Below are 13,102 nucleotides of genomic sequence, written 5' to 3'. Positions count from 1 at the left end.
GTTCCGATCTGCACAGGTTGCGTCGGTTCGCACACTCCACCGCGTGCGTCAGGCGGTGCGTGCCGCGACAACGTGTGCGCATTCGAACCGGCCCCGATCACCCCGGCCCGCTCGCCTACGGCCCGATGCGGTACTTCACGAACGCGGGGATCGCGAACGCGGCGATCGCCACGCCCACGATCACCAGCACGCCGCCACCCGCCGCGGTGACCGCGGTGCCGACGTACACGGCGGTGAAACCGTGCAGCACGTCGCCGATGCGAGGACCGCCCGCGACGACCACCACGAACACCCCCTGCAGGCGTCCGCGCATCTCGTCGGTCGCGACGGATTGCAGCATCGCACTGCGGAATGCGGACGAAATCATGTCCGCGCCGCCGCCGAGCGCGAGGAAGCCCAACGCGAGGTACAGCGCCCAGGACACGCCGCCCGCCACCGCGATTCCGACCGAGACACCGAACCCGATCATCGCCACGCCCCACACGACGATGCACACGATCACCGCGAGTCCCTGCCGGCGCACCCGCGGCAACCACCCCGAGAACACCCCGCCCAGAACGGCACCCACCGACAGCGACGCGAACAGCAGGCCGAGCACCAGGCCTCCCTCCACGGGATCCCCGAACGTCTCCGTGGCGATCTGAGGGAAGAGCGCTCGCGGCATACCGAACACCATGGCGATGATGTCCACGACGAACGACGCGAGCAGCACCTTCTGCGTCGTCAGATAGGCGAACCCGGCGAACACCTCGCGCAGACCCGCCCGTCGGGACTGCCCGGTCGGCGGGATCCTCGGCAGCCGAATCGCCGCCCAGAGCGTGGCGAACAGGAACACGGTGTCGATCAGATACAACGGCGCGAGACCGATGCGCGCGATGAGAATCCCGGCCACCAGGGGTCCTGCGATCGCACCGAAGTTGAAGACCGTCATGTTGAGCGAGTTCGCCGCCGGAAGCTGCCCCACGGGAAGCAACCGAGGAATGATGGCGTTGCGGGTCGGTGAATTGATCGCGAAGAACGCCTGCTGCACGGCGAGCAGCACCAACACCACCCACACGTCGTTCAGCTCCAGGTACGCCTGGACGAACAGCAACGCGGACGACAGCCCGATTCCCGCGGAGCTGATCACCAACAACGTACGACGGTCCATGACGTCGGCCAGCGCCCCGCCCCACAGGCCGAACACCACCAGGGGAACCAACGCGAAGAGTCCGGCCAATCCGACGTAGGCCGAACTGCCGGTGATGACGTAGAGCTGCTGCGGTACGGCGACCACGGAGAGCTGGGCACCGATGACGGTGACGATGCCGGCCGCCCAGAGTCGACGGAAGTCGCGATTCTCCAGTGGGGTGGTGTCGGCGAGGATCCTGCCTCTCACGGCTGGAGGCGCACCACGTCACCGGTCGCCGGTGTGACCCGTAACCGATTGTGCAGGCGGCTGTTTCGCCCCTGCCAGAACTCCACGGTCTCGGCCCCGATCAGGAACCCTCCCCACTGCGGCGGTACCGGAACCGGCTCGCCCTCGAAGCGGGCGGTCACCTCGGCCAGCTGGCGCTCGAGGTCGGCGCGCGAATCGATCCGCGCCGACTGCACGGACGCCCACGCACCGAGCTGCGAACCGCGCGGGCGGGTGGCCCAGTACGCGGCCGTCTCGTCGGGCGAGGTCCGGACGACGGGCCCGCGCACGGTGACCTGACGTTGGATCCCGATCCATCCGAACGTCGCGGACGCGGACGGGCGCGCCTCGAGATGGCGCCCCTTGTCCGACCCGTAGTTGGTGAAGAAGACGATGCCGTCGTCGCGAATCTCCTTGCACAGCACGGTGCGCGTCGCGGGGTGGCCCGCGTCGTCGACCGTCGCGAGGGTGATCGCGTTCGGCTCGGGGAGGTCGGCATCGACGGCGTGCCCGAGCCAGCGACGGATCAGGGGCAACCAACCGTCGTCCAGATCGGCGACCTCGAGGTCCGCGTCACCGCCGTAGGCCACCCGCATCGCGGCGAGATCCACTCGCCGATCGTCCCGGTCTTCGCTCACCGACTGGACGGTACTCCCGGATACCGTCGGGTTCGCTGTCACCACTATGGTTCGGAGTCCGATGGGGTTCGAGCTCCGATGGGGTTCGAGGTGCCGATGGGGGCCGTGAATCCCGGGTACGCAGCGGGGGGTTCCATCACGGTGACCACGAGGAAACGAGAGATCTGATGACTCAGAACACCGGGGTGACCGCCTCGAACGGTGTGCCCGAAGGATTCGTCGGAGGACTCGAAGGCGTCGTCGCCTTCACCACCGACATCGCCGAACCGGACAAGGACGGTGGGGCGCTGCGCTACCGCGGTGTGGACATCGAGGATCTCGTCTCCCGCGGCGTCACCTTCGGCAACGTGTGGGCTCTGCTGGTCGACGGCCGCTTCGGCCCCGGACTGCCGCCCGCCGAACCGTTCCCGCTACCGATCCACACCGGCGACGTCCGCGTCGACGTCCAGGCCGGACTGGCCATGCTCGCCCCCATCTGGGGCTACCAGCCTCTGCTCGACATCGACGACGACACCGCGCGCGAACACCTCGCCCGCGCGTCGGTCATGGCCCTGTCCTACGTCGCGCAGTCCGCTCGGGGCATCTACCAGCCCGCGGTCCCCCAGACCCGAATCGACCAGTGCTCCACCGTGACCGAGCGTTTCATGACGCGATGGAAGGGTGACCCGGATCCGGCCCACACCGAGGCGATCGACGCCTACTGGGTGTCCGCCGCCGAACACGGGCTCAACGCATCGACGTTCACCGCCCGCGTCATCGCGTCGACGGGCGCGGATGTGGCCGCTGCACTGTCCGGGGCGATCGGTGCGATGTCCGGCCCACTCCACGGCGGTGCTCCCGCCCGCGTCCTCCCTATGATCGAGGAGGTCGAGAAGACCGACGACGCACGAGGATTGGTCAAGGGCATCCTCGACCGCAAGGAGAAGCTCATGGGCTTCGGGCACCGCGTGTACCGCGCGGAGGATCCGCGCGCCCGCGTGCTGCGCGCGACGGCGAAGCGACTGAACGCGCCGCGCTACGAGGTGGCCGCCGCGCTGGAGCAGGCAGCGCTGGCCGAGCTCCGTGAGCGTCGACCCGACCGCGCGATCGAGACCAACGTCGAGTTCTGGGCGGCGGTCGTCCTGGACTTCGCCGAGGTGCCGGCGCACATGATGCCCGCGATGTTCACCTGTGGCCGTACCGCCGGATGGTGCGCGCACATCCTCGAGCAGAAGCGTCTGGGCAAACTCGTGCGTCCCGCCGCGATCTACACCGGACCCGCCCCGCGCGACCCCGAGACGGTGGAGGGTTGGGGCAACATCGCCTGACGGCCCCGTTGCACCGAGCGGGCCGCGCAGGAGGCACCGACCCCGGCGGACTAGCCTGACCGTGCACGAGTCCGCCGACCGAAGGGCACGAACATCTCATGGCCGAGAACCTGACCATTCCAGCCGACCTCAAGCCCGGTGACGGACGCTTCGGGTGCGGGCCGTCGAAGGTTCGGCCGGAGCAGTTGCAGTCCCTCGTGGACGTGGGCGCCTCGGTGTTCGGCACCAGTCATCGTCAGAAGCCGGTCAAGGACGTCGTCGGGCGGGTGCGCGACGGCCTGCGTGACCTCTTCTCCCTGCCCGACGGATACGAGGTGGTCCTCGGAAACGGCGGCACCACCGCGTTCTGGGACGCGGCGGCGTTCGGTCTGATCCGCGAGAAGTCGTTGCACCTGACCAACGGTGAGTTCAGCTCCAAGTTCGCCTCGGTGGCGAAGGCCAACCCGTTCATCGGCGACCCCATCGTGGTGAGCGCGGATCCGGGCAGCGCCCCCGAGCCCACGTCCGACCCCTCCGTCGACCTCATCGGCTGGGCGCACAACGAGACCTCCACCGGTGTCGCGATCCCCGTCCAGCGCCCGGCGAACTCCGAGAACGCGCTCGTCGCCATCGACGCGACGTCGGGAGCCGGCGGTCTGCCGGTGAACGTCGCCGATTCCGACGTCTACTACTTCGCACCGCAGAAGAATTTCGCCGCCGACGGCGGACTGTGGGTCGCGCTCATGAGCCCGGCGGCTCTGGCCCGGGTCGACGAGATCGCCGCGAGCAAGCGTTGGGTCCCCGACTTCCTCTCGCTCCCCATCGCCATCGACAACAGCAGCAAGAACCAGACCTACAACACCCCGGCCGTCGCGACGCTGCTGCTGTTCGCCGACCAGATCGAGTGGCTGAACGGCAAGGGCGGCCTCGACTGGGCCACCTCGCGTACCGCCGACTCGTCCGCGCGCCTCTACGACTGGGCCGAGAAGTCTTCGTACGCAACGCCGTTCGTCACCGATCCCCGGCATCGCTCGCAGGTGGTGGGCACCATCGACTTCGACGACAGCGTCGATGCCGCGGCGGTGGCGAAGACACTGCGCGCCAACGGCATCGTGGACACCGAGCCGTACCGCAAGCTCGGCCGCAACCAGTTGCGCGTCGGGATGTTCCCCGCCGTCGAGCCGGACGACGTCTCCGCGCTGCTCGCCTGCATCGATCACGTGGTCGAACACCAGGGCTGATCGGACGCGTGTCCCCCCGGCTGCGCGACTGTGGTGCATTACAGTCAGGAGCGGCACGCATGTTCTGCCACCTCGATCGGACGAAGGAGTGATCGTGCGAGAGATCCACGTGATCGGCCTGGCGTCCGACGGCAAGCACATCGTCTGTGCCGATTCCTCCGGTGAGAAGTTCCGTCTCCCGGCCGACGAGAAGTTGCGAGCGGCCGCCCGAGGCGACGCTGCGCGGCTCGGACAGATCGAGATCGAAATGGACTCCCTGATGCGACCGCGCGAGATCCAGGCGCGTATCCGATCCGGCGCCTCGATCGAACAGGTCGCCAAAGAATCCGGTATGCCGGCCAGCAAGATCGAGCGATACGCGCACCCGGTGCTGCTCGAGCGTTCGGCTGCGGCCGACCTGGCGCAGAAGGGTCACCCCGTCCGCGGCGACGGCCCCACCGTGCTGAATCTGCTCGAGATCGTCACCCTCGCGTTCCGCGGTCGGGGACACACCATGGAGCACACCGCGTGGGACGCCTGGCGCGACGAGGACAACCACTGGGTCGCCCAGCTCGAGTGGCCCGCGGGTCGCACCACCAACACCGCGCACTGGCGTTTCCAACCGGATGCGCACGGCGGAAGCGTGACTCCGCTCGACGACGCCGCTCGTGAGCTCGTCGACCCCGATTTCGGTCGGCAGCTCCGCGGCCTCGCACCGGTGACGGCACCGGCGGAGGACTCGCCGTCGCAGCAGACTCTCGACGAGTACTACGGCGTCGACTCCGCCGACCTCGATTCGTCGGACGAGACGCCGGCGACAGCGGACCCGACTCCCGCACCGACGCAACCCCGACCGACACCGGCCCAGCCGGCCGCGAAAGCTCAGCCGGCCGCGAAGGCCCAGCCGACCGCGAAGGACAAGCGCGGCAAGCCGTCGATGCCCTCCTGGGAGGACGTCCTGCTCGGAGTGCGGAGCCAGGGCAAGTAGCGTTACCCGTAACCGGAACGAGATCGATGGGATCTTCCGACCGGACGACACGACGAGAGGGGCGCCCGGTGGGGGTTGGGTCAGCGGCGGTGTGGTGTGTGAGTGCACCGGATCCGATCGCCGTGCTACGCGGCGGTGTCACGTCCGATCGTGATGCCGCGGCCGCAGTGGCCCGCTCGGTGCACCCCGGCCTCGAACCCGAGTTGGTGGGCATGGCCCCACTGACCGCGTTCGCGGTGTCGGCCGAGCCCCATCGCCTCCTGGTGGGGTGCTACCAGGGCATCACCGTCGTCTGCGCGTCCGATCCTGCTGTGGTGCGGCCCTCCACCGTGGATTCGAGCTGGCTGAACCTGACCTCGGCGGACCGCACCTACCTGATCGCGTCCGAGCGCGATCACGCGTGGGGCGCGTTCGCTCAGTGGGACCACGGCACGCTCCGCCGTTCGTTCAGTGCGAGCCCGGCGTACATCCACGAGGACGAGGGCCTGCCGCAGCCGTGGGAACGCCCGTTCTGGTCGGGTGAGCACCCGTTGCAGTTCGACGGGGACTACCCGGACCCCCAGGCGCTTCCCTTTCACCCGCAGGAGTTCGCGGACGCCGCCGGCGCGCAGTGGCTCGGTGTGCGCATGATCGGCGGCGCACAGGACGGCGACATCGACCCGACGACGGTGCTGCTGTGCGACTTCAGGATGGTCGACCCCAGTGCCGTTCGGCACTCGCCGCCTCCTCCGTCCGACGAGGCAGCCCCGTCGCCCACGCCGCCGGCCAAGAAGCGCGGTCTGTTCCGACGCCTGGTGTCCTGACACCGGCGTGACCGGCTCACCCCGCCAGCAGATCCACCGCGAAGATCCCGACCCCCAGCACTGCGCCCGCTGCCGCCCCGTGGATCAGCCAGCGCCACACCGGTTCACGTCGGCGCCGCGCCAGCAGCGGCACGGGCCCGGTCACCACGACGGTCACGATGATCACCGCGAAGACGACGCTGACGGGGGTCAACGCAGCCCCCAGCGCACCGACCGCGGTCGCGACCAGTACCGCCGTCGCCACCGCACACACCGACCCGATGGCCCACGGCGTCGGCTCCGGGTCGAACTCGGTCACGCCAGCCGTACCCGCTCGTAGAACGCCATGGCCGCGGCGGTGGCGACGTTGAGGGAATCGGTCCCCGGCGCCATCGGAATGCGTGCGCGAACGTCGGTGGCGCGCATGGCGTGCTCGGTGAGCCCCGGCCCCTCCGCCCCGAGCAGCAACGCCACCTTCTCCCCCGTCATCGCCTCCGCCAGCGGCACCGCATCGGGATCCGGCGTCAGCGAGATGAGCTGAAACCCGTTGTCGCGCACTGCCGAAAGACCCCGGGGCCAGTCCGGGACCGAGGCGAACGGGACGCGGAGCACGTGGCCCATCGACACCCGCACCGACCGTCGGTACAGCGGATCGGCCGTGGCGCCGCCGAAGAGGACGGCGTCCGCACCGAGTCCGGCCGCGTTGCGGAACATCGAGCCCAGATTCTCGTGGTCGTTGACCCCCTCCAGCACCGCGACCGTGCGGGCGGACGACAGGACGTCCTCGAGCGCCAGCGGCGGCGGTCGGTGCGCCGCCGCGAGGACCCCACGGTTGAGGTGGAACCCGATCACCGTCGCCATCACCTCGGCGCTCGTCCGATAGAAGGGGGCGTCGACGGCCTCGAGGTCGTCGGCGAGCTCCCCCAGACGCCGCTCGACGCCGAGAAGAGCGCGCGGAACGAACCGCGAGGTCACCAGACGTCGGACGACGAGCACGCCCTCGGCGATGACCAGTCCCTTGCCCTCGGGGAGGTCCGGCCGTCGATCCGAGGAGTTGAGGTCTCGGAAATCGTCGAGCCGGGGATCGGCGGGATCTTCGATGTCGACGACGTTCACCACGGCCCCATCATCGCAGGATGCCCCGGTATGGAAAAGTTGCCCGGCGATGAGTACCGACGGAACGATCACCATCCGCACTGCCACCGACGACGACTGGGACGCCATCGCGCTTCTCGACGCCCACGCGTTCGGCGAGCACCAGAACGCGGACGACATGGCGGAGACCAAACTGCTCACGGCGTCCTCGGAGATCTACCTCGCGTGCGACGGTGATCTTCCCGTGGGCGTCACCATGCACTTCCCCATGGACGTCACGGTGCCCGGCGGTGCCGCGCTGCCCGCGACGGGAGTCTCCTGGGTCTCGGTGGCACCCACCCACCGCCGACGCGGCATTCTCCGGCGCCTCTTCACCGCGCAGCACGAGCGGTTCGAGGAGGCCGGGAAGCCGCTGTCGGTGCTCACGGCCAGCGAGGCCACCATCTACGAGCGGTTCGGATACGGCGCGGCCACGCAGGGAGTCGACTTCACCATCGACCGTCGTTTCGCCGCGTTCCCGAAGGACCTGGCGCCGCCCACCGGCGCCCGGTTGGTGACCGCGGAGCAGGCCCGCGACCTTCTTCCGGACGTCTACGAGCGGTGGCGCACCCTCACCCCCGGCGCCCAGCCGATGCCGGCGACTCGCTGGCAACGCTTCTTCGCCGATCGGAAGAACTCGCGGGGCGGCTTCTCCAAGCTGTTCTTCGTCGTTCATCCCGACGGCTACGTCGCGTTCCGCCGCGGCTATCGCGTCGGGACGGCCGGAGCGCAGGAGGCCCGCATCGTGGACTTCGTCGCGGCGACCGACGAGGCACGTTCGGCGCTGTGGCAGGTGCTCATGGGTATCGACCTCGTCGAGTCGTACGAGGTCACGCTGCCGGTGGGTGATCCGCTGCTGACGCTGCTGACCAACCGTCGGGTACCGCGGGTGACCGGCACCAAGGACGGCCTGTGGGTGCGACTGATGGACGTACCGGCGGCCCTGTCGGCTCGGACCTACGCGATCGACACCGACCTGACCATCGAGGTCCGCGACCCCTTCCTGTCGGCCGGCGGGGTGTTCCGCTTCGTCACGCGCGACGGCCACGCCGAAGTGGTCCGATCCGACGGTGCGGTCCCCGACATCACCGTGGCGTCGTCGGTGATCGGCAGCATGTATCTCGGAGCGCACCGAGCGCGCCAGTTCGCGGCGTCGGGTCGGGTGACGGCGTCGTCGGAGAAGGCGCTGCACGAGTTCGATCTCGCGTTCGGAACGCCCACCCCACCTCAGATCGGCTGGTTCTTCTGAGCCGAGGCCAAGGGGTCGATCGTCGGTGGCGTGAGCCGAGCCCGCCGAACCAGAGCGGCAGCGGTCAGCCCGGCCGTCAGTGAGATCAGTCCGCCGAGCACCAGGGGTGCCCGCGGATCGACGGCGTCGGCGATCCACCCGAGCAGCGGGCTGCCGAAGGGCGTACCGCCCAGGAAACAGAGCATGTAGATGCCCATGACCCGGCCGCGCATGTCCGACGGGACCGAGGACTGGAGGATGTTCATCGCCACCGTGCTGAACGTGAGCTGCACGGCTCCGGCCGGGATCAGCAGCACCGCGACCGCCCAGAACGACGGCATGACGCCGGCGAGCGTCTCGAAGACTCCGAACGCGACGGCCGATCCGGCGAACAGGCGCATGCTCGGCGTACCGACCCGGCGGGCAGCGAGTGTGGCCCCGAGAAGCGTGCCGACGGCGAGGCTCGTGGAGAGGAATCCGTAGGCGTCGGCGCCGAGGCCGAAGGTGTTGCGCGCCATCACCGACAGGGCGAGCGGAAAGTTGATGCCGAAGGTGGACACCACCGCGACGGTGACGAGCATCACGCGGAGGTCCTTACGGCCCACGACGTACTGGAACCCCTCCCGAATCTGACCCCGTGAGCGGGGAGCGCGATCGACTCGGAACAACTCGGCGGGCCGCATCGCCTTCAGCGCCAGGAACACCGCGACGAACGAGACCGCATTGACGAGGAACACCCACCCCGTGCCGACGAGGGTGATGGACACACCCGCGATGGCCGGGCCGACGATCCGGGCGAGGTTGAAGGTCATCGAGTTCAGACCGATGGCGTTGGCAAGTTTGTTCGGCCCCACCATCTCGATGGTGAACGACTGCCGCACCGGCGCGTCGATCGCGGACGAGCAACCCAGCAGCAGGGCGAGCACGTACACGTGCCACAGCTCCACCACGCCGCCGACGTCGAGGAGACCGAGGATCAGACCGAACACCGCCGCTGCGGCCTGGGTGGCCATGAGGAGCCGACGCTTGTCGTACCGATCGGCGAGAACACCTCCCCAGACCGACAGGAGGAGGGTGGGGCCGAACTGCAGCGCCATGACGATGCCGACGGCGACGGCGCTGCCGCCGGAGAGCGTGAGGACCAGCCAGTCCTGCGCGATGCGCTGCATCCAGGTACCGACCAGCGAGACGATCTGACCCGACACCCAGAGCCGATAGTTCCGGGAGTGCAACGCGGCGAACAGCGACGGCCCGTCGCGCCTCGGTCGAGAAGAACGTTGCACGAAGTATCAAATTACTCCGCCGGTGTCGGCACCGGCGGAGCGGCTACTCCGACTCGTTGACGATGGCGGACAGGATGTCCACCGCGGTGCGCATCGCCTTCAACTGATCGGCGTCGAGGCCGCGAAGCTGCTCGGTGAGCCAGGCCTCGCGCGCGTTGACCTCGTCGTCGATCACGGCGCGACCGGCGTCGGACAGGGAGACGATGATCTGGCGACCGTCGGTGGGGTGCGGCATACGCTCGACCAGCCCCAGGTCCCCCAGCGAGGACACCACGCGCGTCATCGACGGCGGCTGCACCCGCTCGCGGGCCGCGAGCGTGCCCGGGGTCATGGCCCCTTCTCGCGCGAGCGTGGCGAGGGCCGACAGCTGGGTGAGCGTGACCTGACTGGTTCGGCGACCACGGAGGTGGCGCGTCAATCGGACGCAGGAGAGGGACAGATCCCCCGCCAGAGCTCGCAATTCCTGTGGCATCGCCACAGGATACGGTACGAGCCCCCAGCCGACTCGGGTCCCTTTTGTCCGCTTAGGTCAGGGCGTCGGTGATGGGTCCCAACCCGAAGTACAGGACGAACAACAGCGCGACGATTCCCATCAACGGATGCACCTCGCGGATCTTCCCGCGGCCCACGGCCAGCACCACCCAGGTGACGAATCCGACGCCGATACCGTTGGCGATGGAGTAGGTGAACGGCATGACCACGATGGTGAGGAACGCCGGTAACGCCACGTGGAACTTGGTGAAGTCGATGTCGGCGACCTGCCCGATCATCAGCGCGCCCACCACCACCAGAGCCGGTGCGGCCGCCTCGATGGGGACGACGGAGTAGAGCGGGGTGAAGAACATCGCCGCCAGGAACAGCAGGCCGGTGACCACGTTGGCGAGCCCGGTGCGCGCTCCCTCGGCGATGCCCGACGCCGATTCGACGAACACCGTGTTGGACGAGGCGGACGCGCCGCCGCCCGCGACCGCTCCGACGCCCTCGACCACGAGCGCGCGCCCGACGCGCGGCAGGGTGTCGTTCTCGTCCGTCAGCTTCGCTTCCTTGCCGAGTCCGGTCATCGTCCCCATCGCGTCGAAGAAGTTCGCGAGCACGAGGGTGAACACCAGCAGGCTCGCCGCGAGCACACCGATTCGGGTGAACGCACCGAGAAGATCGACGTTGCCCACCAACGTCAGGTCCGGCAGATCGAACACCACGTCGGGCACCACCGGCACGGCCAGGTTCCAGCCCTTCGGGTTCACGCCCTGCGAGGCACCGGTGGAGGTGACCGCTTCGATGACGGCCGCGAGCACGGTGGTGATCACGATGCCGACCAGCAGACCGGCCCGCACCCGGCGGGCCACGAGAATGCCCATCAGCAGCACACCGAAGACGAAGACGAAGGTCGGCCACGACGCGATGGAGCCGTCGATACCCAGACCCACGGGGACCGTCGTGCCCGCCGCGTCGGGGATGCGACGGACGAACCCGGAGTCGACGAGACCGATGAGCGCGATGAAGGCACCGATGCCGGCAGCGATCGCCGCCTTGAGTTCTCGCGGAATCGCGCGGAACACGGCGGTGCGAAATCCGGTGAGCGCGAGGACCACGATGATGATGCCGTCGATCACCACCAGACCCATGGCCTCGGGCCAGGTCACCTGCGGCGCGATGGTCACGGCCAGGAGTGTGTTGATACCGAGTCCCGCGGCGATGGCGAAGGGGTAGTTCGCGATGACGCCGAACAGGATGCTCATCACACCCGCGACCAGAGCCGTCACGGCAGCCACCTGGGCCACGGGAAGGATGTTCCCGGCCACGTCGACCTTGGCCGCGGCGTCGTCGGGCGAGAAGCTGCCGAGAATGAGCGGGTTCAGCACCACGATGTAGGCCATGGCCACGAAGGTGACGACACCGCCGCGCACCTCCGTCGCCACCGACGAACCTCGTTCGGTGATCTTGAAGTACGAGTCGACGGCGGAAAGGCGAGTGCGGCTCGTGCTATCTGACGCTCGGGACATGGTGTGGACATTAAGGCATGAGTGCCGGAAGCCCACAGGTAGCGTGTGCGTCGTGACGATGCCGATCGAGCCCCCGCCGAGAATTCCGGTGCGGTGGACCGACCCCGCTCCCGTCATCGCCATCGTCACGCTCGGCTGGATCGTCGCCGCCGTCGCGACCACCCTCGTCCCCACCTGGTCTGCCGCCTCCCCCGTCTGCTGGTCGGGTGCCGCACTCGGCGTGCTGGGCTACGTCCTGTTCCTCCGGCAGCGCCGGGCCGCCCGCCAGGGCCGCCGAACCGCGCAGCGGGGGCTCGACGTCGATCGTCGGTGACGCACGTCATGTGATGCGCCCGACTCCTGCCCGCGAGGGTGTTCCAGGGCTCTGACGTGCGCGAACTCACCCGCAGGCTGGTTGAGTAACACAGAGTTAACGTGGAGAATCGGTTATGTCAGTTCAGACCGATTTCTATCCGAAGGACCCCAGCAGTGAAGTACGTCGAAAGTTTCCTCAACCGTCGTCGCCACGTCCGCGCTCTCCGCGACATCTACGCGCGTGCGAACAACGTCGGCAGCCCCGCGATGCGTGACGAACTCCTCGTCATCGCTCAGCGCGACCGCTGACCCCGCGACCGAGCAGTTTCAGGACCACCGCCACACCCACCGCGCCCCAGAGCGCGCCCACCGCCCACCCGACGAGCACGTCGGTGAGCCAATGGGCCCCGAGGTAGACGCGGGAGAACCCGATGAGCAGCGACGCCGCCGCGAGCACGATCGACACGGTGGCCGCTGCTCTCGTTCGTTTCAAAGCCCCGGCGCGGCGCACCGTCGACACCACCGCCACCACGAAGATCGCCGACATCATCGCGTGGCCGGACGGCATCGCATAGGTCGAGATGTCCACGAGGCGTTGCGGTTCCGGTGGCCTTTCCCGGCGCACCACGTTCTTGGACACGTTCATCAGAACCCAGCCGAGCACCATCGTGGCCACCAGTGCCGCCGCGGGAACCGCGTGTCGCCGGACCGCGAGCACGATCGCGACGATCACCGTCGCCGCCGCCACCCCGACCGTGTTGCCCACCGTCGTGACGACCTCGAACGCCGCGGTCCACCCGTGCGTCCGGTGCTCGGTCATCCAGTCCAGCACCCGCTGATCGACACTCAC

The 13,102-nt window shown here is 68.8% G+C and carries 15 protein-coding genes; 7 read left to right on the top strand and 8 right to left on the bottom strand.

Annotated features, from left to right (window positions below):
- Positions 1-115: 115 nt before the first annotated feature.
- Together ACY466_RS06300 and pdxH are read right to left on the bottom strand one after the other, a co-directional pair.
- Positions 116-1,378 (bottom strand): MFS transporter, encoded by a 1,263-nt coding sequence (locus tag ACY466_RS06300; RefSeq protein ID WP_463250754.1) that lies wholly within the window; start codon positions 1,376-1,378, stop codon positions 116-118.
- Complete coding sequence (gene pdxH, locus ACY466_RS06295; RefSeq protein WP_463252156.1) at positions 1,375-1,992, bottom strand: pyridoxamine 5'-phosphate oxidase; 618 nt, start codon at positions 1,990-1,992, stop codon at positions 1,375-1,377. Before pdxH ends, ACY466_RS06300 begins: the two co-directional genes overlap by 4 nt.
- 209 nt (positions 1,993-2,201) lie before the next feature.
- Here pdxH and ACY466_RS06290 point away from each other — a divergent pair, with 209 nt between their 5' ends.
- The 4 genes from ACY466_RS06290 to ACY466_RS06275 all read left to right on the top strand — a co-directional run bounded on the left by ACY466_RS06290 (position 2,202) and on the right by ACY466_RS06275 (position 6,331).
- Entirely contained in the window at positions 2,202-3,341 is a 1,140-nt protein-coding gene (locus ACY466_RS06290; protein ID WP_463250753.1) for a citrate synthase 2, read from the top strand.
- Positions 3,342-3,439: 98 nt separating this feature from the next.
- Entirely contained in the window at positions 3,440-4,561 is a 1,122-nt protein-coding gene (gene serC, locus ACY466_RS06285) for a phosphoserine transaminase (protein ID WP_463250751.1), read from the top strand.
- 94 nt (positions 4,562-4,655) lie between these two features.
- Positions 4,656-5,528 carry a septation protein SepH gene (gene sepH / locus ACY466_RS06280; RefSeq protein WP_463250749.1) on the top strand — a complete coding sequence of 291 codons (873 nt, stop codon included), beginning with the start codon at positions 4,656-4,658 and terminating at the stop codon, positions 5,526-5,528.
- 26 nt (positions 5,529-5,554) lie between these two features.
- Positions 5,555-6,331: a DUF6928 family protein gene (locus ACY466_RS06275; RefSeq protein WP_463250747.1), complete on the top strand. Its 777-nt coding sequence runs from the start codon at positions 5,555-5,557 to the stop codon at positions 6,329-6,331.
- A 16-nt stretch (positions 6,332-6,347) separates the two neighbouring features.
- On the opposite strand, the gene ACY466_RS06270 is transcribed toward ACY466_RS06275, so the two are convergent.
- Positions 6,348-6,629, bottom strand: a complete 282-nt coding sequence (locus ACY466_RS06270; RefSeq protein ID WP_463250745.1) for a DUF2537 domain-containing protein — start codon at positions 6,627-6,629, stop codon at positions 6,348-6,350.
- The gene (locus ACY466_RS06265; protein ID WP_463250743.1) at positions 6,626-7,429 is read right to left on the bottom strand and encodes a TrmH family RNA methyltransferase; all 804 of its coding nucleotides are present in this window, start codon (positions 7,427-7,429) and stop codon (positions 6,626-6,628) included. The genes ACY466_RS06270 and ACY466_RS06265 overlap by 4 nt, the downstream gene beginning before the upstream one ends.
- Positions 7,430-7,475: 46 nt before the next feature.
- Here ACY466_RS06265 and ACY466_RS06260 point away from each other — a divergent pair, with 46 nt between their 5' ends.
- Positions 7,476-8,693 (top strand): GNAT family N-acetyltransferase, encoded by a 1,218-nt coding sequence (locus ACY466_RS06260; RefSeq protein ID WP_463250741.1) that lies wholly within the window; start codon positions 7,476-7,478, stop codon positions 8,691-8,693.
- Here ACY466_RS06260 and ACY466_RS06255 read toward each other — a convergent pair.
- The 3 genes from ACY466_RS06255 to ACY466_RS06245 form a co-directional block, all read right to left on the bottom strand.
- Positions 8,672-9,916: an MFS transporter gene (locus ACY466_RS06255; RefSeq protein ID WP_463252155.1), complete on the bottom strand. Its 1,245-nt coding sequence runs from the start codon at positions 9,914-9,916 to the stop codon at positions 8,672-8,674. The two genes, ACY466_RS06260 and ACY466_RS06255, sit on opposite strands and share 22 nt — an antisense overlap.
- An 82-nt stretch (positions 9,917-9,998) precedes the next feature.
- Positions 9,999-10,427 (bottom strand): MarR family winged helix-turn-helix transcriptional regulator, encoded by a 429-nt coding sequence (locus ACY466_RS06250; RefSeq protein WP_463250739.1) that lies wholly within the window; start codon positions 10,425-10,427, stop codon positions 9,999-10,001.
- Positions 10,428-10,479: 52 nt separating this feature from the next.
- Positions 10,480-11,958 carry an NCS2 family permease gene (locus tag ACY466_RS06245; protein WP_463250737.1) on the bottom strand — a complete coding sequence of 493 codons (1,479 nt, stop codon included), beginning with the start codon at positions 11,956-11,958 and terminating at the stop codon, positions 10,480-10,482.
- A gap of 58 nt (positions 11,959-12,016) precedes the next feature.
- Here ACY466_RS06245 and ACY466_RS06240 point away from each other — a divergent pair, with 58 nt between their 5' ends.
- Positions 12,017-12,271: a DUF2530 domain-containing protein gene (locus ACY466_RS06240; protein ID WP_463252154.1), complete on the top strand. Its 255-nt coding sequence runs from the start codon at positions 12,017-12,019 to the stop codon at positions 12,269-12,271.
- Positions 12,272-12,426: 155 nt separating this feature from the next.
- Positions 12,427-12,561, top strand: coding sequence for a hypothetical protein (locus ACY466_RS06235; protein WP_463250734.1), 135 nt, complete (start codon positions 12,427-12,429; stop codon positions 12,559-12,561).
- Here the strand turns inward: ACY466_RS06235 and ACY466_RS06230 are convergent.
- Entirely contained in the window at positions 12,539-13,102 is a 564-nt protein-coding gene (locus tag ACY466_RS06230; protein WP_463250731.1) for a phosphatase PAP2 family protein, read from the bottom strand. The genes ACY466_RS06235 and ACY466_RS06230 overlap by 23 nt on opposite strands.

The sequence above is a fragment of the Rhodococcus sp. K11/5 genome, assembly GCF_055193735.1.
This window is presented reverse-complemented; position numbering and strand designations above follow the sequence as displayed.